This is a genomic window from Streptomyces sp. NPDC003247, from assembly GCF_042888135.1.
In the GTDB taxonomy this organism is placed as follows: Bacteria; Actinomycetota; Actinomycetes; order Streptomycetales; family Streptomycetaceae; genus Streptomyces.
In genome coordinates, this window is record NZ_JBIAPF010000022.1 from 1 (window position 1) to 24,037 (window position 24,037).

The following is a 24,037-nucleotide window of genomic DNA, read 5'->3' on the forward strand; positions in this document are numbered from 1 at the left end:
GGGGCGCCCCCCCCCCCCCCCACCGCCGCCCCCCCCCCCCCCCCCCGCGCGGGCCCCCCCCCCCCCCCCACCCCCCCCCCCCGGGGGGGGCGGCGCCCGGGGGGCCCCCGCCACCGGGGCCATGAGCGGTCGAGCCGTGCCTCAGGGACCGACGCCGTCCAGGGCGTCGGTGATGGCCTTCACGGGGCCGTGCGCCGAGTAACCGCCGTCCACCGTGATCTCCGCGCCGTTGACGTACGAGGACTCGTCGGACAGCAGGTAGACGACCAGCGGCGCCACCTCGTCCACCGTGCCGGGGCGGCCCTGCGGGGTCATCGCCAGATGGGCCCCGACGAACACCGGGTTCGCGGAGGCCATCAGCGGTGTCTCGATGTAGCCGGGGTGCACGACGTTGGTGCGGATGCCGCGCGGGGCCAGCTCCAGGGCGGCCACCTTCGACAGGCCCCGCAGCGCCCACTTGCTCGCCGTGTAGGCGACCGCGTGGTGGGCGGTCAGGCCCGCGACCGAGCCGACGTTGACGATGGCGGACCCGGCCGGCATGAGCGGGGCGAGCGCCTGGATGCCGAGCAGCGCTCCGGTCGTGTTCACGGCGAACGCGCGGTTCCAGTCGTCCAGCTCGACCTGCCCGAGCCGCGCCCGGACCGGGATGCCGGCGTTGTTGACCAGGCCGTGCACGACGTCCAGCCCGGCGGCGAGCGCCGCCCAGTCGTCCGGCGAGGACACGTCCAGGTGCCGGTAGGACACGTCGAGGCCGCCCCCGCGCAGGGAGGCGGCCAGCTTCTCTCCGGTCTCGTCCAGGACGTCGGTCGCGATCACCGTCGCGCCCTCCCGGGCGGCCGCCGTCACCTCCGCGGCCCCCTGGCCCTGCGCTGCTCCGGTGACGACGACGGTACGGCCCGCCAGACGCGTACGGCTCACGGCTCCTCCACTGAACGAGTGCGGGATGTCTCTCCCGTCCACGCTAGGAAGCGACCGGCAGCTCCGGAAACGCGTGTTCGCCATGGCTGGCATCCGCGGCGGTGATCTCCCGCGGCAGCGGTTCGTCCAGCGCGGCGCCCACCCGCCGCACGGTCTCGCGCAGCCAGCGGTGCGCCGGGTCGGCGTGCCGGTTGTTGTGCCAGTACATGGCCTCGATCAGGGGGACGTCCGGGAACGGCGTCGGCACGACCGCGCAGGCCGCGAAGCTCTCGTAGCGCCGCGCCAGCCGCTCGGGCACCAGCGCGACCAGGTCGGTGCCGGTCACCACGAGCGGCAGGACGCTGAAGCCGGGCGTGGTCACCTGCACCCTGGGGGTGATGCCGAGGGTCTCCAGCTGGCGGTCGGCCGGGGTCAGGCTCTTGCCGATGGCGCACGCGGCGTGCGGCATCTCCGCCAGGTCGCGCAGGGACAGCCGCCCGTCCGCCAGCCGGGGGTTGCCGGGGTCGACCAGACACACGAACCGGTCGTGCATGACCGCCTCGCTCACCCCCGGCAGCTGGTAGCCGAGCGGCACCAGCATCAGGTCGTGGCAGCGCAGGTGGGTCTCGGTCTCCAGCTGTCCGTCCACGATGGGGTGGAAGTCGATCCGGACCCCGGGCGCCTCCTGCGCGATGACCCGCAGCAGCGGCTCCACCAGCACCGTCATCACGTAGTCGGACATCACCAGCGAGAACCGCTGTCGGCTGCGCTGCGGGTCGAAGCGCCGGGTCAGCGTCAGCGCCTCCTCCGCCTTGTACAGCGAGGCCTGCACGACCGGGAGGAGCCGCTCGGCCAGCGGCGTCAGCTCGTACTCGCGGCCCACCCGCACCAGCAGCTCGTCGTTGAAGTGGCGCCGCAGCCGGGCGAGCGAGCCGCTCATCGCGGACTGGCTGGTGCTGAGCCGCACCCCGGCGTGGGTGACGTTCTTCTCCTCCAGCAGTGCTTCGAGGGCGACCAGAAGATTCAGGTCGATCGCTCCGAGACCCATGCGTGTTCCCTTCCGGCCGCGTCGTTGAAGTCCGGTTCACGGGACTGTAACCAGCCGATCCCCGACTAGGAAGAGACCGGAAGGGAACTCACAGCGATCCGATGACAGCCATCGGATCGCGTGATACGGCCAGGTCAGGGCCGTATCACGGTCGGGTCACGGACGCGGGGTGCGGCCGCGCCGGCGGGCCCGCGGAAGATAGGCGTCCGTACGCCCCGCCACCACGCGGTTGCTGAGCGTCCCCAGGCGCTCGACGGTCAGCGTCACCTCGTCCCCGGGACGCAGCGGTGCCGGCGTGCGCTCGCCGACGCGGCCCCAGAACTCCGCCAGGGCGCCCCAGCCGCAGGTGCCCGAGCCGAGGACGTCCCCCGGGCGCACCCAGGCGTCCCGGCTGGCGTAGGCGACCATCTCCTCGAACGTCCACGAGACGTTGGCGAGGGTGTCCCGGCCGATCAGCTTCCCGTTGAGGGTGACCGTCATCTCCAGGTCCAGGAAGCCGTCCGCGTCGCGCCGGTCCTCCACCTCGTCGGCGGTGACCAGGTACGGCCCCAGCGTGTTGGCGAAGTCCTTGCCCTTGGAGAAGCCCAGGCCGAGGTTCTTCTCCGGCTTCTGGAGGTCCCGCGCCGACCAGTCGTTGAACACCAGGTAGCCCACGATGTGCTCGCGGGCCTCCTCCGGTGTGAGGTCGCGCCCGCTGCGGCCGATCACCGCCCCGACCTCCAGCTCGAAGTCGAGCACCGAGCAGCCCGCCGGCACGGGGATGTCGTCGTGGGCGCCGTAGGCGGCGTGCGGGTTGGTGAAGTAGAAGTTCGGGGCCCGGTACCACTCCTCCGGTACGTGCTCCAGCCCGTCCAGCGACTTCGACACGCCCTCGATGTGCGCCTCGAACCCGACGAAGTCCCGGATCGAGGGCGGCTTCAGCGGCGGCAGCAGCCGCACCCGGTCCACCCGCACCGCACCGGGGCGGGCGAGGGCCTCCTCCCCGGCGGTGTGCAGGGCCCCGTCCTCGACGAGCGCCGTCACGGTCTCGCCCACGGGCAGCGGATGGATCACCCCGTCCCGCACCACCCCGGCCCGCTCCACGCCCTCGTCCTCGTATGCCGCGAAACGCATGCCTCAGTGCTCCCAGTGGTTGGTGTTGGTGACGGTCCCCGCGCTCAGGTAGCCGGCGAAGAGGCCCTCGGGGTCGCGGACGGCGCGGATCTCGTTCAGCCGCCGCCACTGCGCGTCGCCCATGAACCGCAGCTGCCGCACGGTGAAGTCGGAGTCGCCCAGGTACTGGCCCGCGGTCACCGGCTGCATCGCCGCCATCGCGCCGTCCAGCCAGGCCCGCAGCTCGCCGTCCCGCTCGGGTTCGTCGTGCACGACGTAGGTGGCGCAGTAGATCTCCGACTGCAACGAAAACGCCATGTCCGGGAGCGGGCGCAGGGGAGCCATCGAGAACCAGATGGTGAACGTCTGCCGGGTCGGGTGGGTGGTGAACGCCTTCCGGATCGCCGGGACGACCTCCTCGGCGGGCCCGGTCAGCCAGGCGTTGTCGACCAGGTAGCGGTGGCCCTCGGGGTTGGCGGTGCGCTGGCCCGCGAGCTGCTCGGCGAGCGTGGTGGGCTCGGCCTCGACGCGGAAGAGCGCCCGGTCGGCGTACGGGTTGGCGTGCAGCGGCGCCAGCGCCTCGGCCGCCTCCCGCGGGGTGTCGGTCATCGACACGCCCGTGACCAGCAGCACCGGCGCGTCGGCGCCGGGCGGGGTCTGCGTCAGGGCGACGATCTCCACCAGGTCCGACACGGTGTGGTGCATACCGTGCAGCCAGGTCATCACCTCGTCGAACAGGTCCAGCGGATACGCGTGCACGGTGTGCGCCAGGTGCTTCGGCAGCGGGCGGGTGCGCAGGTGGAAGCGGGTGACGACACCGAAGAAGCCCGGACCGGCGCCGCGCGCCGCCCAGTACAGGTCGCTGTTCGTCGACTCGTCCGCCCGCACCAGGTCGCCCTCGGCGGTGACCACGTCGATCGCGACGACGTTCTCCGCCGCCCAGCCCCAGCCGCGCGCGTTCCAGCCCTGCCCGCCCTGGAGCAGGAAGCCGCCGATGCCCACGGAGGGACAGTGCCCGCCGTTGAAGAAGCGGCCGAACCCGCCCAGGTAGGGGTTGAGCTCGTCGCCCCCCTTCACGCTCGGCGTCGCCGTGACGATCCCGGTCGTCCCGTCGTACGCCATCTCGCGGAAGCCGCCGAGGTCGATCAGCAGCGCGTCCCGCCGCACCGACCAGGAGGCCCAGCTGTGCCCGCCGGAGCGCACCGCGACCTGCCAGCCGCGCTCCCGGGCGAGCCGGACGCCCTCGACGACGTCCTGCTCGGTCAGCGCCTCCAGCACGGCGGCGGGCCGGCGGTCGGCGGGGCGGCGGGCGTTGAAGACCCGCCCGAGGCACGCCTCCTCGAAGTCCTCGTCGCCGGGGAGGTGGAGGGTGCCGGAGAAACGGTTCGTGTCCATGTGCGCCGTGCTCACTGCCGTGCTCGTAGTCGAACTCATGGTCGTACTCACTTCACCGCGATCGGATTGACGGGGGCTCCCACCGCGCCGGTCACCGGCAGCGGGGCCGCGACCAGCAGGAACTCGTAGACGCTGTCGGCCGCGCAGTCCGCGGCCAGCGCCTCCAGGTCCCACATCTCGCCCAGCGGCAGGCCCATGTTGGGGATGGCGATCTGGTGCAGCGGGGACATCGCGGGCTCCGCGAACTCGTACGGCCGCACCTCCAGGCCCCAGGTGTCCGAGGCGATCGCGGCGATCTCCGTGCGGTGCAGCCAGCCGAGGGTGCCGAACGACAGGCCGGGCGCGTCCCCGGCCGCGTACGTGCCCCAGGTGCCGAGCCGCCGTACGCGCCCCACCTGTCCCGTGCGGACCAGGACCAGGTCGCCGCGGCGGACGTTCGAGGTGGCACCCTGCGCCTCGATCGTGGCGCGCAGGTGCTCCTCCAGGATCGGGAAGCCGTCGGGCAGTTCGCCGTGGTCGTCACCGATCGCGCGGCCCACGTCCAGCAGGACCCCGCGCCCGGTGAACGCGTCGGCCATGTGCTCGATGCCGGTGACCGAGTCGCCGTCGCCGTTCACGATGGTGCACGGACGGCCGTTCCACGCCTGCTTGTTGTCGAAGATGTGGCCCAGCCCGTCCCACTGCGTGGACGCCTGGAGCGGCATCACCACATGGTCGTCGGCGCCGCCGAAGCCGTGCGGGAAGCCCTGGGTGCCGGCGGCCGCGTCGGACCCGGTGTCCTTCATGTAGTGCACCGGGTTGATCCGGCCGCGGAAGCCGCGCTGCGGCCCGTCCTCGTTGAACTCCAGCGCCAGGGAGAACGCCCGCCCGCGCCGTACCAGGCTCGCCGCGTGGGCCCGGATCGCGTCGTCGATGAAGTTGAGCGTGCCGAGCACGTCGTCCTCGCCCCAGCGGCCCCAGTTGCGGTACGCGGCACGGGCCTTGGCGAGTTCCTCCTCGATCGGACCGAGGGGTGCGGTGGTCATCGGACACGTCCTTTCAGCAGCAGGTCGAGGGCGTTGCCCCCGGCGATCGCGTCCCGTTCGGCCGGCGCCAGCCCGGCGGCGTCCAGACGGTCCACGGGGTCGGTGACGCCCATGTCGAAGGGGTGGTCGGTGCCCAGGACGACGCGGTCGGCGCCCACCTCCTCGACCAGACGGCGCAGCGCGCGCGGGGTGTAGACCAGCGCGTCGAACCACATCCGGCGCAGGTAGGAGCTGGGCGGCTCGGCGCAGCCGCGCGCGTCCGGCCGTTCCCGCCAGGCGTGGTCGGAGCGGCCGACGTACGTCGGCAGGTATCCGCCGCCGTGCGCGGCCACCAGCTTCAGCCGGGGGAAGCGGTCCAGCACCCCGGTGAAGATCAGGTGCGAGAGCGCGACCGTCGTCTCGACCGGCTGGCCGACCGTGTTGCCGAGGTAGCGGGTCGCCAGCCGCTCGCCGAGCGAGCAGCCCCAGGGGTGCACGAAGACCACCGCGCCCAGCTCCTCGGCCCTGCGCCACACCTCGTCGTGGGCCGGATCGGCCAGCTCGCGGCCCTCGACGGTGGTCGACACGCTGACGCCGTACAGGCCGTGCCCGGTGACCGCCTCCTCCAGCAGGGTCACGGCCAGGCCGGGGTGCTGGAGGGGGACCGTGCCCAGGCCGTACAGCCGCTCGGGCGCGGCCGCGCAGTGCCTGGCGACCGCCTCGTTCACCGTACGGGCCAGGCGCGCGGCGAGCTCGGGGTCCGCCCAGTAGTGGTGCATCGGCATCGGGCCGACCACCTGGACGTCCACGCCCATCGCGTCCAGGTCGGCCAGCCGGGCCGCCACGTCCGTCAGCCGCACCGCGAGCCGGGCGAGCTGCGCCCGGTTGGCGGCCAGGGACTCGGGGGAGTGGGCGCGCTGCTCGGCCGCCAGCTCGGCGGCGAACCCGGGCGTGCCCGCGACCAGGGCGTCGGCGGCCGGAACGGCCAGGTGGCCGTGGAAGTCGACGACCGGCGCGCTCATGCCGCCGCCGTCAGCGAGTCGAGCGTCTGCGACATGATCAGCGCCGGGTCGATGCCCGGGGTGCCGGGGTGGATCTCCCACTCGGCCAGCCGCAGCGAGTTCTCCAGCACCATCCGCACCCGGGGCAGCCGCCGGGACATGAAGCGCTCCAGCGCGCTCTCCACCGGCTCCTGGCCGGTGACCAGCTCCGCCAGCAGCACCGCGTCCTCCATGCACATCGCGGCACCCTGCGCGATCAGCGGCGGGCAGGCGTGCGCCGCGTCACCGACGATCATCGTGCGGCCGCGGTGCCACGGCTCGTCCACGAGCACCGCCTCGATCCAGCGGTAGTCCACCGCGGTGTCGTCCGGCAGCGCGGCGATGATGTCGCCCCAGGTGCCGCCGTACCCGGCGCCGCGCTCGCGCAGCAGGGCGAGGGGCGCGCGCGGGCCGACCAGGGAGGCGTCGAGGTTCTCGTCGAGGAGGTAGGCGTAGCACTGGTCCGGGGAGATCGGGCTGTAGCCGGCCTTGAAGCGCGGGCCGCCGTAGTACACCTCGGCGCAGTCCATCGTGGCGGGCCGGTCGGCGACCACCCGGAAGATCGACATGCCGACGGGGTGCGGGACGGTGTCGATACCGATCAGGGCCCGCATCCGGCTGTTGATGCCGTCCGCGCCCACGATCAGGTCGTAGCGGCCGGTGGTGCCGTCGGTGAAGCCGACGTCCACGTGGCCGGCGCCCTGGTCCAGGTGCTCCACGCTCAGGCCGAGGCGGACGCGGACGCCGTGCGCGCGCACCGCGTCGCACAGCGCGTCCTGGAGGTCGGCGCGCAGCGCGCCCGCCGTCGAGGGCAGCTCGGGGCCGCCGGTGTGGGGCGTGTCCAGCCGGCTGATCAGCGAGCCGTCCGCGTGGCGCAGCCGCATGAAGTCGAACGGCACGGCCCGGGCCAGCACCCGGTCCAGCACCCCCACCGAGCGCAGCGCCTTCAGCGCGTTGCCCTGGAGGGTGATGCCATGACCCACCCCGAACCACTGGGGTGAGATCTCGACGAGCTCCACCTGCGCGCCACGCTGGGCGAGCGCGAGGGACAGCACGCTTCCGGTGATGCCGCCGCCGACGACGAGCACCTTGTTCACGGGCATGGGCGATCCTTGTGAAGACGTAGAAGACGGAGAAGACGTCGGGGACGAAGACGGAGAAGACGTCGGGGACGTCGGAGATGCGGGCGGCAGCGGGGTCAGCCGGAGAACCGCGGGCCGAGCTCACGGAAGTGCTCGACGGCCGGCGGCGCGGCGAAGAACGGCCCCACCAGGGCCCGCCAGCGCCCGAAGCGCTCGGACTGCCGGAAGCCGACGGTGTGCGCCTCGACCGACTCCCAGCCGACCAGCAGGAGGAAGACACGGGGCCGCTCCTCGCAGCGCAGCAGTTCCGCCCAGCGGAAGCCGTCCGCCTCGGCGAGCACCTCGCGGGCCTTGCCGAAGGCCTCCTGGAACTCCTCCTCGCGGCCTTCCTCGACGGTCAGCTCGGCATGTTCGACGATCACGGCTTCTCCTGGGTCTCGGGGTGGCTCCGAGCCTGATCGGCGGTCCGTGCAGGGTCAACGGATCGAGGCATCGCCAAGGGGCACCCCATGCATCCCGCACGGCGATGGAGCAGCCGCCCGGCGGCCGCACATCACCGCAGGCAGGGCCCGGACTCCCCTGCTGATGGCAGCCATCGCCAACGGCCATTTCCGCCGCCCGCCCCCGGTGCCTAGCGTCGACGGCGAGCCACCGTCCGTACGAGGAGAGCGAGCCGCCCGTGCCCGATCAGCTTCCTTCCCACGCCGGAGCGTTCGCGCTCGGCACCTTCCGCAGCGCCTCGGGAGTCTTCCCGGGCCTGGTCACCGGGGCGCGCGTCCGTGACCTGTCCGACCTGGTGCCGTCCGTCCGCGCCCTGGTCGAGGAGTGGGACGCCTGGCTGCCCCGCCTGCACGACCTCGCCGCCGGCACGGACGGCGCCTGGCACGACCTGGCCGCCCTGCGGGTGCTGACCCCGCTGGAGCCGGGCCAGATCCTCCAGAGCGGCGCCAACTACCGCAAGCACGTGGTCGATCTGGTCGCCGCCGAGAAGGAGAGCGTGCACGGCGCCACCCCCGAGGACGCCCGCGCCGACGCCGAGAAGATGATGGACGAACGGATCCGCTCCGGCGTCCCGTACGTCTTCCTCGGCTCGCCCCGCGCGCTGACCGGCCCCTACGACGACATCGTGCTCCCCGCGCTCGGCGAGCAGCACGACTGGGAGCTGGAACTCGCCCTGGTCATCGGCAGGGAGGGCCGGAACATCCCGGCCGAGGAGGCGATGGACCACGTCGCCGGCTACACCATCAGCAACGACCTCACCACCCGCGACCGCCTCTACCGGCCCGACCTGAAGGCCATCGGCACCGACTGGTTCACCGCCAAGAACGCCGACACCTTCCTGCCGACCGGCCCCTTCCTCGTCCCGGCCGCCTTCGTCGGCGACCCGAACGACCTGCGGATCACCCTGCGCCACAACGGCGTGGTCCGGCAGGACGAGTCCACCAAGGACATGATCTTCGACATCCCGCGGCTCATCGCGTACGTCTCCACGACCACCACCCTGCGCCCCGGCGACCTGCTCCTCACCGGCTCCCCGGCCGGCAACGGCGCGCACTGGGGCGTCTTCCTCCGGCCCGGCGACGTCCTGGAGGCGGAGATCACCGGCCTGGGCCACCAGCGCAACACCGTCAGGAGCGGACAGTGACCACCAGCACCCCCTTCCAGCCCATCACCCATCTGCGCCACGTCGACCTGGCCGTACCGGACTTCGACCGCCAGCGCGCCTTCTACGGCACCACCTGGGGCCTGACCGAGGTCGCGAACGACAGCGGGCTCGCCTTCTTCGCCGCCGAGGGCAGCCCGGAGCAGTACGTGGTCCGCATCCGCAAGGACGAACGCAAGCGGATGGACCTGGTCGCCTTCGGCGCCGTGTCACCGGCGGCCGTCGACGAACTCGCGGTGCGGCTCGGCCGGGCCGGCATCCGGCTGGTCCACGAGCCGAGGGCACTGGACACCCCGGGCGGCGGCTACGGACTGCGGTTCTTCGACCCCGACGGGCGGGTCGTCGAGGTGTCCGCCGACGTCGAGAACCGGACCCACCGCAGGATCGAGGAGCGCGAGGCCATCCCCGTACGGCTCTCGCACTGCGTGATCAACTCCCGGGACCCGGAGGGCCTGCGGGACTTCTACGTCGAGCACCTCGGCTTCCGGCTCACCGACACCCTGTACTCCACGCACATGGGCGACCTCATGTACTTCCTGCGGTGCAGCCCCCTGCACCACTCCTTCGCCATCGCCCGCGGCCCCCACGTCTCCCTGCACCACGCCTCGTTCGAGATGCGCGGCGTCGAGGAGTACATGCGCGGCACCGGCCGCGCGCTGCGCGCCGGGACCAAACTCACCTGGGGGCCGGGCCGGCACCTGGCCGGCGACAACACCTTCGCCTACTTCCACGACCCGCACGGCAACACCGTGGAGTACACCACCGAACTCGCCGTCCTCGAAGAGGACCTCTGGCACCCGGGCCGGCACGACGTCGACGACCCGATCACCCAGGACCAGTGGGGCACCGCCGACCCGATGAGCGAGTCGGTCGCCAAGGAGCAGTTCAACGACCCCGACGTGCTCTTCGAAGCCCCGCCCGTCTGATCCTCGTCCCACTCACCTCCGGAAAGGCCGCAACCGTGGCAGACACCCTGAAGCACGCCGTCCCGAAGGCGCAGGTCACCGCCTCCCTCGACCAGGTGCGCGCGACCGTGTCCGGCGTCATCGCCGACATCCGCGAACGCGGCGACGACGCCGTGCGCGCGTACTCCGAGAAGTTCGACGCCTGGAGCCCGGAGTCCTTCCGGCTGTCGTCCGAGCAGATCGAGGAGATCGTCGCCTCGGTCCCGCAGCAGGTCGTCGACGACATCCACGCCGTCCAGGCCAATGTCCGCGCCTTCGCCGAGGCGCAGCTGGACTCGATGGGCGAGTTCGAGATCGAGACCCTGCCCGGCGTCCGGCTCGGCCAGAAGCACGTCCCGGTCCAGGCGGCCGGCGCCTACATCCCCGGCGGGCGCTACCCGCTGACCGCCTCCGCCCACATGACGATCATCACGGCGAAGGTCGCGGGCGTCCCGCGTGTCGTGGCGTGCACCCCGCCGATCCGCGGCGAGATCCCCGCCGCGACCGTCGCCGCCGCCCACTTCGCGGGCGCCGACGAGATCTGGCTGCTCGGCGGTGTCCAGGCGGTCGCCGCGATGGCCGTGGGCACCGACACCATGAAGCCGGTGAACCTGATCGCCGGTCCGGGCAACGCCTATGTCGCCGAGGCCAAGCGCCAGTTGTTCGGCGAGATCGGCATCGACCTGTTCGCCGGCCCCACCGAGATCCTCGTCCTCGCCGACGACGAGGCCGACCCCTTCACCTGCGCGGTCGACCTGCTCTCCCAGGCCGAGCACGGCCCGGACTCCCCGGCGATCCTGATCACCACGTCCGAGCGGGTCGCCCGCGAGACCCTCGCGCACGTCGACGCGCTGCTGCCGGGCCTGCCCACCAACGACTTCGCCGGTCCCGCCTGGCGCGACCACGGCCAGGTCATCGTCGTCGACTCGATGGACGAACTGTGGTCGCTGGCCGACGAGTTCGCCTCCGAGCACGTCGAGGTGCTGACCGCGAACCCGCGGGAGGCGCTGGAGCGGATGACCCAGTACGGGGCGCTCTTCCTCGGCGCGGGCACCTGCGTCTCCTTCGGGGACAAGGTGATCGGCACCAACCACGTCCTGCCCACCCGGGGCGCCGCCCGCTACACCGGCGGCCTGTGGGTCGGCAAGTACCTCAAGACGGTGACCTACCAGGAGGTCACCGACCCGGCCTCGCAGGCCGAGCTGGGCCGGCTCTGCGGGCGCGCGGCGCGCGTGGAGCTGTTCGAGGGCCACGCCCGCTCCGGCGACCTGCGCGCCACCCTGGCCGCCGGCGACGAGCTGCCGTGGGACCCGCGGTGACCCTGGCGGGGCGGACCGCCCTGGTCACGGGCGGCGGCGGTCCGCTGGGCCGGGCCTTCGCCCTCGCCCTCGCGGGCGCCGGGGCCCGGGTGGTCCTCACCGGCCGCAACGAGAGCGCGCTCGCCGAGGCGGCGGAACGCGTCCGCAAGGAGGGCGGCGGCGCCCGTACGGCCGTCTGCGACGTCTCCGACCCGGCCTCGGTCGCCGCTCTCGCCGCCGCCCTGGCCGACGAGGACGTGTCGCTGCTGGTCAACAACGCGGGGGTGGCGGGCCCGGTCAAGCCGCTCACGGAGATCGAACCCGACGAGTGGGACGACGTGTTCGCCGCCAACGTGCGCGGTGTCTACCTGATGTGCCGGGCGTTCCTGCCCGCGATGGTCGCGGCCGGGCGCGGTGACGTGGTCAACGTGGCCTCGGTGAGCGGCAAGCGGCCGCTGCTCAACCGCACGCCCTACACCGCCTCGAAGATGGCGCTGCTCGGCCTGACCCGCACCCTGGCCGGCGAGGTCGGCCCGCACGGGGTGGCCGTCAACTCGCTGTCCCCCGGGCCGGTCCGGGGCCCCCGGATGGACCGCAACTTCCGTCTGGAGGCCGAACTCACCGGCACCACCCCCGAGGCCGCCGAGCGCGCCTTCGCCTCCCGCGCGGCCCTGAACCGGCTCGTCGAGGAGGACGAGGTGGCACGGGCGCTGGTCGCGATGCTGGCCATGCCCGGCCTGTGCGGGGCGGACATCGACCTGTCGGCGGGGATGATCGCCCCGGCGTAGCACACGGCGTCGTACACGGCGCCTCACGAACGGCGAGGCGGACGGCTCGGCAGCCGCCCGCCTCGCCGTTCGTGCGTCCGCCCGGAATCCCTCTGTGGGCACTCTGTGTGACCGCCATGGAACGGGCGGCGCGATCCGAGGCATCAGCTTCCGGCATGCGTGTGTGCGGTGCCTGTTCCCCCTGGTGCAGGGCTGCTTCACTCCCTCCCAGCGCACCTCAGGGTGCCTGCTCCGGGCCCGGTCGACCCGTCGTCGACGGCCGCCCGTCACTTGGCGCGATCGCGCACACGACCCCGTGGGAAGGCATGCAATGACGCTGATCACCCGACGTTCGATCCTGATGGCCGGTACCGCCACGGCCGGGGCCCTGCTGATCCCGGCCGCCGCAGGCGCCGCCTCCGCGGCGCCGAAGGCGTCGGGCTCGCGGATCACGGTCGGCTCCGGCGAGACGTACGAGGTGGCGGCCACCACCCGGGTGAGCCGGCTGACCGTCGCGGAGGGCGGCACGCTCACCGCTCCCGAGGGGTACCTCCTGTCGCTGACCGTCGACGGCGTCGAGACCGGCCAGCGGCTGACGGTGACCGGCGGCACCGTCACCCTGATCCAGCCCGGGACCTACAGCGGCGACGTGGTCCTCACCGTGGCGGAGACCAACGAGGTGACGTACGAGACGCTCACCTTCCCCTTCCGGCAGGCGCTGTACGTGGGCTCCGACGGCGTCGACCGGGACCGGTCCGTCCTCACGGCCGTCCTCGGCGGCCGCGTCACCGACGCCCTCGCCCGCAACGTGTCGATCACCTCGACGGGTGAGTGCTTCAACGGCGTCTTCGTCCAGGACGCCACCTACACGCTCCAGCGCCCCACCCTCTCCTTCACGGGCAACGGCCGCTGCGACTTCGCCGGTTACGGCGCGGCCGTCGTCGGCGACGGCGCCGCCACCACCCTCGTCGTCGAGGACGGCGAGATCACCACCGAGGGTGTCGTCCGCACCGCCGTCATCGCCGACGACGGCGCCAACGTCGTCGTGAAGAACACCACCATCCAGACCCGCAACGGCACCCTGCCCGCCGACTACCAGGCCACCGTCGAGACGCCGTACATGCAGTCCGTGCCGTGGATGCTGGGCCTGGACGGCAACGTCCGCGCCACCAACCTCGTCGGCAAGGGCAGCAAGGCGACCTACCTCAACTCCACGGTGCTGTCGGAGACCTGGGGCGCCCTGTCGGTGGAGGGCGGCAGCGGACTGAAGCTGACCGCGGTCAACAGCCGCGTCGGCAACACCGGCGCCTACGGCTACGGCACCTACGCCATCGGCGACGCCACCGTCCGCGTCCTCGGCTGCCGGTTCGACGTCGGCAGCTACGCCACCATCATCGCCGGCCCCGCCGCGGTCGTGCACTACGGCGACAGCACCCGGGAGACCGTGGCCGCGCTCAACACCGAACTGGAGCTCGGACTCTCGGCGGCCGAGCTGAAGGCCCTCGCGGCCCGCAACACGGTCGTGAACTCCGGCCACTTCGGCTACATGTTCTTCGGCGCGGGACAGCTCACCCTCGACGGCGGCACCGTCGTCAACTCCGAGCGCGCCACCTTCCTCAACAAGGGCCAGCAGACCGCCATCACCGTCGACGGCTCCCACGGCGCCCGGCTCAACCCCGGCGACGGGATCGTCCTCCAGATGATCGAGCTGGACGACCCGGGCCCGGTCAACGTCGACGGCAAGATGCTCAACGTCGGCGTCTACACCGAGCCCACCGACGACCCCGCCAAGGACTCCTCCTTCGACGTCACCGCCGCCCACGCCACCGACGGAGCCGCCACCTTCACCTCCATCGAGCTGGAGGGCGACTTCTACAACGGCATGCGCACCGGCAAGAACATGGTCCTCACCTTCGAGGACACGACGGTGCGGGGCGTCATCTCCGCGTCCCGGACCAAGCACCGGGTGACGACCATCGACGCGTCGAACTTCCAGGAGCTGGGCATCGTCACCAACACCGTGCAGCCGGCCGTCAACAACGGCGTCGTCGTGACGCTGGGCAGCGGCTCGGCCTGGACCGTCACCGGCACCTCGCACCTGACCTCGCTCACCCTCGCCGCCGACGCGTCGGTGAGCGCGCCGCACGGCCGGACGCTCACCGCGACGGTCGACGGCACGGCCACCACCCTCGCCCCGGGCGCCACCTACACCGGCGCCATCACGCTCACCGTGGCGTGACCCGGCCGGCCTCCGCCCCGCGGTGCGCTCGGGGCGGAGGCCTTCACCCGCCGTCGGCGGGCAGCGCGTACAGCTCGGGCAGGTTGACGACGATCGCCTCCTGGGTGCTGCGGGCGATGACCACCACGGCCTCCTCGGCGGGGTCCGGGTTCTCCTCGCGGTGCGGCACGAAGGGCGGGACGAAGACGTAGTCGCCGGGGGAGGTGCGCAGCCGCACCTCCTCGGGCCGCTCGCCGGAGTCGTCCAGGAAGACGAACTCGGGGTGCCCGCTCACCACGTAGATGGCGGTCTCCGACGCGCCGTGGTGGTGGTCGGAGGACGACGTCTTCGGAGCGACGTGGGTCTGGCCCATCCACAGCTTCTCCGACCCCACGGTCCGCCCGCTGACGGCGGCGAACCGGCGCATGCCGCCGCTCTGGGCGGTGTCCCCGTCGAGGCCGTCGGCGCGGATGTGGTGCAGCCGGGTGCTCAGGGGCGCCTTCGGCGGCTCGGGAACGTCGTGCAGATGGGGGTGGAAGCCTTCACCGGGCGTCGTCAACGGCTCGCTCATGAGCCGGGACGCTAAACGGGCCCGGAAAAGGATGTCAAGAGGTGTCCATTGCCCTTCACCTGCGGCAATGTTCCCGCAACAGAAGGCGGGATCAGAGCGAACGACCGCGTGCGCAGGCCCTCTCGGGCATGATGTGCGCATGCATATCTCCGCGAAGGCGGACTACGCCGCACGGGCTCTGCTGGAGCTCGCCCGCGAACCTTCCCGCCCGCTCACCTGCGAGGCCATCGCCTCCGCGCAGCAGATCCCGTTCCGTTTCCTGAAGTCCGTCGTCGGTGAGCTGCGCAGAGCGGGCCTCGTCCGCAGCCAGCGCGGCTGCGAGGGCGGCTACTGGCTCGGCCGGCCCGCCCACGAGATCACCCTGCTGGAGGTCGCCCGCGCCGTCGACGGCGAGCTGATCACCCTGCGCGGCGCGGCGCTGACCGGACTCGACTACCCCGGCCCCGCGACCGGACTGCCCGGCGTGTGGCGCCGGATCGAGGCGGACGCGGCGGCGGTCCTGGGCGGCGTCACCGTCGCCGCGCTGCTGCCCGCGGACGAGGTGACACCGGCCGGGAAGGGGGCCGCGTGACCGGCACCGAGCGGAGCCCGGCGGCCGAGGTGGTCGAGTACACCGATCCGCTGTGTCCCTGGGCCTGGGGGTCGGAGCCGGTCTTCCGACTGCTGCGGGCGGCACTCGCGGACCGGGTCCGCTGGCGCCGCGTGTTCTGCATCCTCTTCGACCACGACGACGACCCGCCGCCCGACCCCGCCGCCGAGACCGCCTGGTACGCGCGGTACGTCGAGGACATCACCGCCCACACCCGCTCCCCGCGCGCGGTGCGCCTGGACCGCGTGGCCGCGAGCTCCTGGCCCGCGTCACTGGTCGCCAAGGCCGCCGAGCGCCAGGGCACCGACGTGGCCGAGCGGGTGCTGCGCCGGCTGCGCGAGACCGTCTTCGTCCTCGGCGACCCCGCCGACACCCCCGCCTCGGCGCTCGCCGCGGCCCGCGGGGTGCCGGGCCTCGACCCCGTACGGCTGGCGGCCGACGCCGCCTCACCCGCCGTACTGGAGCAGGTCCGCGCGGACCGTGCCGAGGCCCGGCGGCCGGTCGCCGACGTGCTGGCCGCGCAGAGCGGCTCACCGCACGCCGGCACCGCCAAGGAGACCGCCGACGGCCACCGCTACGCCCTGCCCACCCTGCTCGTCCGGGTCCCCGGCGCCCACCGGGCGGTTCCCGGCTGGCGGACGTACGAGGAGTACGCCGCCGCCGTCGACGCCCTGTGCCCGGGCTCGCTCTCCCGGCCGGAACCGCTCGCCCCGCACGAGGCGCTCGCCCGCCACCGCACCCTGACCGATCCCGAGGCCCGGCTGCTGACGCGGGGCCCGTGGCCCCCGGCCGGCGCCCTCCGGGTGGACACCGGCAACGGCCCGCTGTGGCTGGACCCGGAGGAGGCCACCGTCCACCCCGCCTCCCCGCTCCGCCCACCCGGCGCGCCCTGACCCGCCCCTGACCAGGCGTCACGCACCGTCCCACCGAATGAGACACCATTTGGTGTCCATTGACAGCCGGTCGCGGCTGCCCCCAGGATGTGCGACATGCTCACGACGCACCCCGGTGTGGTGTGCCGCTACGTGGATCTGCGGCGCACCTGTAGCGCTCTCTGTCGCTGACCGACCGCCGCCCACGGCCCCCAGGCGCCCGACCTCCCGGTCGGCACCGGATCGCCGGCCCAGCCGCCGTACCCGCCGCCCGCGCCTGCCCCCGCATTCCCGCGTACACCGCGTCCCCCTGCCGCACACCGGTCCTCCTCCGTCGCCTTCACCGACGCCCCCTGCCGTACGGGCCCCGCCGAGCTGCCCCCACCCGTCCTCGGCGTGCCCTCACGGGTCCGGGCGCCGGTGTGCGCCGTGCGGACCGACCGCCGCTCCCACACCGCCGATCCCGCCGCACGCCACGCGTCGGAGTCATCGAAGAGAGAACGAGATGCCCGGACGACTCACCGCCCGCCGCCCCGGACCGACACCGCGACCCGCCCGAGCTCGCCGCCCGCGGACCGGAGCCCTGGCCGCCTCCCTCGCCACCGTCCTGGTCGCCGCCCTGAGCGCCTGCGGCGGGGGAGCCGCCGCCTCGGCGGGCGGCGCCACCCTGAAGTGGACCTCCTCCTACTTCCCGACCCACTGGGACCCGGTCGTCTCCGGCAGCGGCGCCCAGTTCCGCGAACTCGCCCTCGTCTACGCCTCGTTGACCCGCACCGACGAGCAGGGAAACGCCGTCCCCGACCTGGCCGAGAGCTGGGAGTACAACGACGAGGGCGACCAGATCACCTTCCACCTGCGCTCCGGACTGAAGTTCAGCGACGGCGAACCGGTCGACGCCACGGCCGTCAAGGCCGCCGTCGAACGGGCCCAGAAGCAGAAGAACTCCGCGCTCTTCGGCGACCTGACCTCCATCGAGTCCGTCGAGGCGAACGGTCTGGACGCGGTGGTCCACCTCACCCAGGTCGACTACCAGATCCCGCAGCTGCTCGGGCAGCGCGTCCTCCAGATCGCCAGCCCCAAGGCGGCGAAGTCCCCCACCGAGCTGGACCGGAACCCGGTCGGCGCGGGCCCGTTCACCGTCACGCAGCTCGTCCCGGGCACCAAGGCGGTCCTCAAGAAGAACCCGGACTACTGGGACGCCGACAACATCCACATCGACAACGTCGAACTCACCTCGGCCCCCGACGCCTCCACGGTCGTCTCCGGCCTGCGCACCGGCGTCTACAACTTCGCCGACATCGACCCCAGCCAGGCGGACGCCGCGAAGAAGGCCGGCCTCGACGTCTTCGTCCAGCCCGGCTTCAACGCCTCCAACATCAGCCTGAACGTCAACAAGGCGCCGTTCGACGACACCGAGGTCGTCGACGCCGTGCGGTACGCGATCAACCGTCAGGAGTTCGTCGACAAGCTGACGTTCGGCTACGGCGAGACGACCGACCAGCCGTTCCCCGAGGGGTACGTGGCCTACGACCCCGAGTCGGCGGACGCCTACCCCTACGACCCGGCGAAGTCGAAGAAGCTCCTCGCCGAGGCCGGGTACGAGTCCGGCGACATCAAGCTCGACCTGGTCATCCCGTCGGAGGACCCGCAGGCCGAGATCGTCCAGTCGCAGCTCGCGAAGGTCGGCATCACCGTCGACATCAAGATCGACAAGAACTGGTCCACCCCGTTCTTCGCCAAGGACCTCACCTTCTCGCTCTACGGCACCACGGGACGCGACTCCGCGGTGCAGACCCTCACCGCCCACTTCGGCCCCGACGGCCCGCTGAACCTCAGCTCCCCCTACGAGCCCGCCGGCTTCGAGGAGGCCGTCTCGAAGGTCCGCCGGACGCCGCTGGACGACCCGCAGTACGCGCAGGTGCTCCAGGCCGCGACCCGGGCGGGCCTCCAGAGCAGGGCCCTGGTGTTCACCTACTCCCAGCCCAACCTCATCGCCAAGAGCAAGACCATCTCCGACCTGCCCAAGAACCCGGCCCACATCGACTGGACCGGCGTGACCATCTCCAGCGGCGGCTGATCCCCGTGCCCTCACCGACCGTTCCGCAACCGACCGTCTCCGAACAGACCGTCTCCGCACCGACCGCCGACGGGGAGACCGTCTCCGCACCGACCGCCGACGGGGAGACCGTCCCGCCGCACACCGTTCCGCCGCAGACGAAGGGGCACCCCATGACGACGACCGAGGCGCAGGCCGGGCCTGCCCTCCGTCGCGGGGGCGCCGCGGCCAGGACGCGGCACACGCTGCGCCGCGTCCTGGCCGCCCTGGCCCGATCCGTCGCGCTCTTCGTACCGGTGTTCCTGGTCGCGACGTTCGTGACGTTCGCGCTGCGATCCCTCAGCGGGCTCAGCCCGGCGCGGATCCAGCTGGGCGAGGACGCGACCCCCGAGGCGATCGCCCGCATCGAGGCCGAGTGGGGCCTCGACCGGCCCTTCCTGGTCCAGTACGGGGACTGGTTCTCCGATCTGCTGCACGGACAGCTCGGCACGAGCTGGTCCAACGGCGCCGACATCTCCACGCTCATCGGCCTCGGCCTCGGCGTCAGCCTGTCGGTGGCGACCCTCGCGCTCGTCATCGGCGTGGTCGCGGGATTCGCCCTCGGCACGCTGGCCGCCGTACGGCGCACCACCTGGATCGACCGCTCGATCACGGGCTTCGTGACCGTCATCTCGGTGATGCCGGCGTTCGTGGTCGGCATCGTGCTGGTCGCCGTGTTCGCCGTCGGGCTGGACCTGTTCCCCTCGGCCGGATACGTGCCGGCCGAGCAGGGCTTCGGGCCCTGGCTCGCCCACATCACCCTCCCCGCGGTGGCACTGAGCTTCGACGTCGTCGCCGACGTGGCCCGGCAGCTGCGGGCCGGCCTCGTCGCCGCCTACCGCGAGAACTACGTGACCGGTGCGGTCGTCCGGGGCATCGGCCCGCGCCGCATCTTCTTCGCGCACGTCCTGCGCAACGGCCTCGGCCCGACGCTGGCCACGCTGGGCCTGAAGTTCCCCGCCCTGGTCGGCGCCTCCGTCGTCACGGAGTGGATCTTCGGCCTCCAGGGCTTCGGGCGCTTCGCCAACGACGCCGCCCAGGCCGGCGACGTGCCCGCCGTACAGGGCGTCCTCGTGGTGTCGATCGTGCTGGTCGTCTCCTTCAACCTGATCGTCAACCTGGTGCTGGCGCGCGTCACGCCGGCCGCCCGACGAGGGGTGTGAACCATGCGCCGTGTCCTCGCCCTCACCTCCGGCCGCATCGCGGTGGCGGTCCTCACCGTCGTCGCCCTGCTCGCCCTGTTCGGTCCGCTGCTCGCCCCCCAGGACCCCCTGGCCACCAGCGACGCCACCCTCGCCCCCGTGTCCGGCGCCCACTGGCTGGGGACGGACTACCTGGGCCGCGACGTGCTCAGCCGGCTCCTGGACGGCTCCCGCGTCAGCGTGCTCGGCTCCCTCGAAGTGGCGCTCACCGCCCTGGTGGTGGGGACGGTCCCCGGGATCCTCTCCGTCCACCTGGGCCGGGCCTTCGAGTGGGTCACGCTCCGGCTGGCGGACACCCTGGTCGCCCTGCCGTTCCTGCTGTTCGCCGTCGCCGTCGTCGCCCTCCTCGGCAACGGCCTCACCCAGGCCATGATCGTCACGGGCGTCCTGGTCTCACCGCTGTTCTACCGCGTGTCCCGCGCCGCGACCCTGGCCGTGGCCCGCTCCCCGTACGTCGAGGCGGCGCTGATCTCCGGCGCCTCCGTCGGCTGGGTGGTGCGCCGGCACCTGTGGGCCAAGGTCCTCCCGCCGGTCGCCGTCGCGCTCGCCCAGACGATCGGCGTCGGGTTCGTCATCGTCTCCAGCCTGACCTTCCTCGGCATCGGCGTCCAGCCGCCCGCCCCCACCTGGGGCGGCCTGCTCGCCTCCGACCTCGGATACCTGAGCCAGCGGCCCTGGGCGCCCCTCGCCCCCGCGCTGCTGATCATGGTCACGGTCTGGGCCGCCAACCTCCTGGCCGACGCCGTCCGCGACGTGTCCGGAGAGGCGGGCCGCGCCCTCGTCGACCACCGCAAGGCCCGCGCCGACCGCCCCGCCGCGGCCGGCCACGCCCCCTCCGGAGGTGCCTCATGACATCCCCGTCCCCGACGACGGACCGGGAGCCCGCCACCACGGCCCCCACCCCGTCCGGCGGCACCGCGCCGGCCCGCACCCCGTCCGGCGGCACCGCTCCGGCCCCCACCGCTCCACCGGTGCTGTCCGTGCGCGACGTCCGCATCGGCGACCGGGCCGGCGACCGAGAGATCGTCCACGGGGTGAGCTTCGACCTCACCCCGGGCAAGGCGGTCGGCATCGTAGGGGAGTCCGGCAGCGGCAAGACCCTCACCTGCCGCGCCACCCTGGGCATCCTGCCGCCGCCCTTCGAGGTGACCGCCGGCTCCGTCGAGATCGACGGCACCCGCATCGAGGAGCTGACCCCCCGGCAGTGGACGGCCCTGCGCGGCAGCACCATCAGCGCCGTCTTCCAGGACCCGGCCTCCTACCTCAACCCCTCCCGGCGCGTCGGCGCGCAGATCGCCGAGGTCCTCCGCGTCAAGAAGGGCCTCAAGCGGCGCGAGGCCCGCCTCGGGGCCGTCGACCTGCTGCGGGCGGTGCACCTGCGCGACCCGGAGCTGGTCCACGACCAGTACCCCCACGAACTGTCCGGCGGCATGCTCCAGCGGGTCCTCATCGCCGCCGCCGTCGCGGCCGGCCCGCGCGTCCTCATCGCGGACGAGGCCACCACCGCCCTCGACGTCACCGTCCAGGCCGAGATCCTCGACCTCCTCGACGACCTGCGCGAACGCACCGGCCTCGCCCTCGTCGTCGTCTCCCACGACCTCGCGGTCGTCGCCCAGCTGTGCGACGAGGTCCTCGTCATGCGGCGCGGCGAGGTCGTCGAGCACGGCCCGACCCGCCAGGTGCTCCACGAGCCGCGGCACCCGTACACGAAGTTGCTGATCGCCGAGCACGAGCAGTACGGCCTGGAGAAGTTCCTCACCCCGAAGGAGGCCGCGTGACCGCCCGTCCGTCCCCGGGCCCGCCCGCCGCCGAGGCCGGCGCGCGGCCCGTCCTCGACATCACCGGCCTGCACGTGCACCACGGCCGCCGCAGCACCCTGCGCGACGTCTCGCTGAGCGTCGCGCCGGGGGAGACCGTCGGCCTCATCGGTGAGACCGGCTCGGGCAAGTCCACCCTCGCCCGCGCCGTGCTCGGCCTGGTGCGCCCCTCGGCCGGCTCGATCGTCGTCGACGGCCACGACGTCGGCTCCTACGGCCGGCGGCAGTGGCGCGACCTGCGCCGCAAGGGCGTCGTCCAGTACGTCTTCCAGGACCCCCTGCGCAGTCTCGACCCCGACCTCACCGTCGCGGACTCCCTCACCGAGCCCCTCCTCGTGCAGGGGGTGCCGCGTACCGAGGCGGCCGCCCGCGCCCGGGCGTTCCTCGCCCGCGTCCACCTCACCGAGGACCTCCTCGACCGGCTGCCCGGCGAACTCTCCGGCGGCCAGCGCCAGCGCGTCGCCGTGGCCCGGGCCCTGGTCACCGAGCCGCGGCTGGTCCTCCTCGACGAACCGGTCAGCGCCCTGGACTCCGCGAACCGCGTCCGGATCCTGGAGATCCTCAAGGAGCTCCGCGCCAGTGGCGTGGCCCTCGTCTTCATCTCCCACGACCTCGGTTCCGTCGCCGGCGTCGCCGACCGCATCGCCGTCCTCCACCAGGGCGAACTGGTCGAGGACGGGGCCGCCGCCGACGTCGTCAACCGCCCGCGGCACCTCTACACGCGCCTCCTCGTCAGCTCCGCGCCCACCCTCCGCGGCGCGTCGGCCGACCGGGCCGAACGCGACGCCCTGCGCGCCCTGCTGCACGCCTGACCCCCGACACCACAGACAGGAACAGCCCATGTCCCGCACCCTCCACCTCGCGCTCCACCCGTACGGCGTCGGCGGCCCCGGCCAGCACGGCCTGTGGAAGGACCCCCGGGTCGCGAAGAACGCCAGCATCGACATCGACTACTACATCCGCCTGGCCCAGGCGGCCGAACACGCCCTGTTCGACGCCCTGTTCATCGTCGACAGCCAGTTCATCAACGCCACCTACCCGGCGCACTACCTCAACCGGCTGGAGCCGCTCACGCTGCTGTCCGCGGTCGCCACCCACACCCGCCACATCGGCCTGGTGGGCACCGCCAGCTCGACGTACAACTCGCCCTTCAACCTCGCCCGCCGGTTCGCCTCGCTCGACCACATCAGCCGCGGCCGCGCCGGCTGGAACGTCGTGACCAGCTTCGACACGGGCACCTCGAAGAACTTCGGGCTGGACGAGCACCTCGACTACACCACCCGCTACGCCCGTGCCCTGGAGTTCGTCCAGGTCGCCCGCGGCCTGTGGGACTCCTACGAGGACGACGCCTTCCCCGCCGACGTGGCGCGGGGCGTCTTCCTCGACCCGGCCAAGCTGCACGAACTGAACCACGTGGGCGAGCACTTCGAGGTCGCCGGCCCGCTGAACCTCTCCCGTTCGCCGCAGGGCCAGCCGGTGATCTTCCAGGCCGGCGTCTCCGAGGAGGGCCGCGACCTCGCCGCGCAGGTCGCCGAGGGCATCTACGCGCCGGGCGGCACCCTGGAGCAGGCGCAGGAGTACTACGCCGACATCAAGCGGCGCACCGCCGCGTACGGCCGCGACCCCGAGCACATCAAGATCTTCATCCACGGCGGCCCCGTCGTCGCCGGCACGGACGAGGCGGCCCGCCGCCGGGAGCGGGAGATCTTCGAGGAGGACAACGACTTCGACCGCAACCTCGCCCTGCTGGGCCGTTCGTTCGGCGCCTACGACTTCAGCGTCCACGACCTGGACGCGCCCTTCCCCGACGTCGCGCACCTCGCCGAGAAGGGCGGCCGCACGGGCGCCGCGAAGCTCATCGAGCGAGCCCGTGAGGAGAAGCTGACGCTGCGTCAGGTGGCCGAGTCGGTGAACCAGTTCCGGCAGTCGCCGTTCGTCGGCGATCCGCACACCGTCGCCGACACCATCGAGCGGTGGTTCGGCGCGGGCACCTTCGACGGCATCAACCTGGCCTTCCGCACCAAGGAGGACCTGGACCGCTTCGTCGACGGCGTCGTGCCGATCCTTCAGAAGCGCGGCCTGTTCCGCACCGAGTACGCCTCCGACACCCTGCGCGGCAACCTCGGCCTGCCCGTACCGGCCAACCGCCACGCCCGCGCACCCCAGCTCGTGAGCGACTGAGGCCGGCGGCATGGCCCGGCGACCCGCAGGGCGTCTGCCCGGCCGCGCCGACTTCCCTTCCCGTACGGGGAGTCTGTCCGGCCGCGCCGACTTCCCGTCCTGTGCGGGGAGTCCGCCCGACCACGCCAAGTCGGCCGGCGGCAGGCCGGGAACGCCTCCCCGGTTCCGGCCGGGAACGCCTTCCCGGTTCCGGCCGGGCACCTCACCGCCCGTCGGCGGGGAAGGCGTGCCCGCCGGCACCCCCGCACCCGCCCCGGCATCC

22 protein-coding genes are annotated in these 24,037 nt (G+C 73.0%); 13 read left to right on the forward strand and 9 right to left on the reverse strand.

What is annotated here, in order from left to right:
• Positions 1-141 precede the first annotated feature (141 nt).
• The 8 genes from ACFYWQ_RS41545 to ACFYWQ_RS41580 all read right to left on the reverse strand — a co-directional run bounded on the left by ACFYWQ_RS41545 (position 142) and on the right by ACFYWQ_RS41580 (position 7,980).
• The gene (locus tag ACFYWQ_RS41545; protein WP_389525421.1) at positions 142-918 is read right to left on the reverse strand and encodes an SDR family NAD(P)-dependent oxidoreductase; all 777 of its coding nucleotides are present in this window, start codon (positions 916-918) and stop codon (positions 142-144) included.
• Between the two features lie 43 nt (positions 919-961).
• A complete protein-coding gene (locus tag ACFYWQ_RS41550; RefSeq protein WP_389525423.1) occupies positions 962-1,945 on the reverse strand; it encodes a LysR family transcriptional regulator in 984 nt (327 codons plus the stop codon).
• Positions 1,946-2,101: 156 nt separating this feature from the next.
• Complete coding sequence (locus ACFYWQ_RS41555) at positions 2,102-3,058, reverse strand: fumarylacetoacetate hydrolase family protein (protein WP_389525426.1); 957 nt, start codon at positions 3,056-3,058, stop codon at positions 2,102-2,104.
• Positions 3,059-3,061: 3 nt separating this feature from the next.
• The gene (locus ACFYWQ_RS41560; RefSeq protein ID WP_389525429.1) at positions 3,062-4,432 is read right to left on the reverse strand and encodes an FAD-binding oxidoreductase; all 1,371 of its coding nucleotides are present in this window, start codon (positions 4,430-4,432) and stop codon (positions 3,062-3,064) included.
• A gap of 47 nt (positions 4,433-4,479) precedes the next feature.
• Positions 4,480-5,457 (reverse strand): cyclase family protein, encoded by a 978-nt coding sequence (locus ACFYWQ_RS41565; RefSeq protein WP_389525432.1) that lies wholly within the window; start codon positions 5,455-5,457, stop codon positions 4,480-4,482.
• Positions 5,454-6,458 (reverse strand): amidohydrolase family protein, encoded by a 1,005-nt coding sequence (locus ACFYWQ_RS41570; protein ID WP_389525434.1) that lies wholly within the window; start codon positions 6,456-6,458, stop codon positions 5,454-5,456. The genes ACFYWQ_RS41565 and ACFYWQ_RS41570 overlap by 4 nt, the downstream gene beginning before the upstream one ends.
• Positions 6,455-7,579 carry an FAD-dependent monooxygenase gene (locus ACFYWQ_RS41575; RefSeq protein ID WP_389525437.1) on the reverse strand — a complete coding sequence of 375 codons (1,125 nt, stop codon included), beginning with the start codon at positions 7,577-7,579 and terminating at the stop codon, positions 6,455-6,457. The genes ACFYWQ_RS41570 and ACFYWQ_RS41575 overlap by 4 nt, the downstream gene beginning before the upstream one ends.
• A 95-nt stretch (positions 7,580-7,674) precedes the next feature.
• Positions 7,675-7,980, reverse strand: coding sequence for an antibiotic biosynthesis monooxygenase family protein (locus tag ACFYWQ_RS41580; RefSeq protein ID WP_389525440.1), 306 nt, complete (start codon positions 7,978-7,980; stop codon positions 7,675-7,677).
• Between the two features lie 257 nt (positions 7,981-8,237).
• Between ACFYWQ_RS41580 and ACFYWQ_RS41585 the strand changes: the two genes are divergently transcribed.
• The 5 genes from ACFYWQ_RS41585 to ACFYWQ_RS41605 all read left to right on the forward strand — a co-directional run bounded on the left by ACFYWQ_RS41585 (position 8,238) and on the right by ACFYWQ_RS41605 (position 14,469).
• The gene (locus tag ACFYWQ_RS41585; protein ID WP_389525442.1) at positions 8,238-9,203 is read left to right on the forward strand and encodes a fumarylacetoacetate hydrolase family protein; all 966 of its coding nucleotides are present in this window, start codon (positions 8,238-8,240) and stop codon (positions 9,201-9,203) included.
• Positions 9,200-10,147: a VOC family protein gene (locus ACFYWQ_RS41590; protein ID WP_389525445.1), complete on the forward strand. Its 948-nt coding sequence runs from the start codon at positions 9,200-9,202 to the stop codon at positions 10,145-10,147. Before ACFYWQ_RS41585 ends, ACFYWQ_RS41590 begins: the two co-directional genes overlap by 4 nt.
• Positions 10,148-10,182: 35 nt before the next feature.
• Positions 10,183-11,484 (forward strand): histidinol dehydrogenase, encoded by a 1,302-nt coding sequence (gene hisD / locus ACFYWQ_RS41595; protein WP_389525448.1) that lies wholly within the window; start codon positions 10,183-10,185, stop codon positions 11,482-11,484.
• Positions 11,469-12,251, forward strand: a complete 783-nt coding sequence (locus tag ACFYWQ_RS41600; protein WP_389525451.1) for an SDR family NAD(P)-dependent oxidoreductase — start codon at positions 11,469-11,471, stop codon at positions 12,249-12,251. Before hisD ends, ACFYWQ_RS41600 begins: the two co-directional genes overlap by 16 nt.
• A gap of 310 nt (positions 12,252-12,561) precedes the next feature.
• Positions 12,562-14,469: a hypothetical protein gene (locus tag ACFYWQ_RS41605; RefSeq protein WP_389525454.1), complete on the forward strand. Its 1,908-nt coding sequence runs from the start codon at positions 12,562-12,564 to the stop codon at positions 14,467-14,469.
• Between the two features lie 43 nt (positions 14,470-14,512).
• On the opposite strand, the gene ACFYWQ_RS41610 is transcribed toward ACFYWQ_RS41605, so the two are convergent.
• Positions 14,513-15,019, reverse strand: coding sequence for a cupin domain-containing protein (locus ACFYWQ_RS41610; protein WP_389525456.1), 507 nt, complete (start codon positions 15,017-15,019; stop codon positions 14,513-14,515).
• A gap of 139 nt (positions 15,020-15,158) precedes the next feature.
• On the opposite strand from ACFYWQ_RS41610, the gene ACFYWQ_RS41615 reads away from it, so the two are divergent.
• The 8 genes from ACFYWQ_RS41615 to ACFYWQ_RS41650 all read left to right on the forward strand — a co-directional run bounded on the left by ACFYWQ_RS41615 (position 15,159) and on the right by ACFYWQ_RS41650 (position 23,775).
• Positions 15,159-15,590, forward strand: a complete 432-nt coding sequence (locus ACFYWQ_RS41615; RefSeq protein WP_389525459.1) for an RrF2 family transcriptional regulator — start codon at positions 15,159-15,161, stop codon at positions 15,588-15,590.
• A complete protein-coding gene (locus ACFYWQ_RS41620; RefSeq protein ID WP_389525462.1) occupies positions 15,587-16,501 on the forward strand; it encodes a DsbA family protein in 915 nt (304 codons plus the stop codon). The genes ACFYWQ_RS41615 and ACFYWQ_RS41620 overlap by 4 nt, the downstream gene beginning before the upstream one ends.
• 484 nt (positions 16,502-16,985) lie before the next feature.
• Positions 16,986-18,557 carry an ABC transporter substrate-binding protein gene (locus ACFYWQ_RS41625; RefSeq protein ID WP_389525466.1) on the forward strand — a complete coding sequence of 524 codons (1,572 nt, stop codon included), beginning with the start codon at positions 16,986-16,988 and terminating at the stop codon, positions 18,555-18,557.
• A gap of 152 nt (positions 18,558-18,709) precedes the next feature.
• Positions 18,710-19,738, forward strand: a complete 1,029-nt coding sequence (locus tag ACFYWQ_RS41630; RefSeq protein WP_389525566.1) for an ABC transporter permease — start codon at positions 18,710-18,712, stop codon at positions 19,736-19,738.
• 3 nt (positions 19,739-19,741) lie between these two features.
• Complete coding sequence (locus ACFYWQ_RS41635; RefSeq protein ID WP_389525468.1) at positions 19,742-20,629, forward strand: ABC transporter permease; 888 nt, start codon at positions 19,742-19,744, stop codon at positions 20,627-20,629.
• Entirely contained in the window at positions 20,626-21,555 is a 930-nt protein-coding gene (locus ACFYWQ_RS41640) for an ABC transporter ATP-binding protein (protein ID WP_389525471.1), read from the forward strand. The genes ACFYWQ_RS41635 and ACFYWQ_RS41640 overlap by 4 nt, the downstream gene beginning before the upstream one ends.
• Positions 21,552-22,406: an ABC transporter ATP-binding protein gene (locus ACFYWQ_RS41645; RefSeq protein WP_389525473.1), complete on the forward strand. Its 855-nt coding sequence runs from the start codon at positions 21,552-21,554 to the stop codon at positions 22,404-22,406. Before ACFYWQ_RS41640 ends, ACFYWQ_RS41645 begins: the two co-directional genes overlap by 4 nt.
• A 28-nt stretch (positions 22,407-22,434) precedes the next feature.
• Positions 22,435-23,775 carry an LLM class flavin-dependent oxidoreductase gene (locus ACFYWQ_RS41650; protein WP_389525476.1) on the forward strand — a complete coding sequence of 447 codons (1,341 nt, stop codon included), beginning with the start codon at positions 22,435-22,437 and terminating at the stop codon, positions 23,773-23,775.
• The last annotated feature ends 262 nt before the right edge of the window (positions 23,776-24,037 follow it).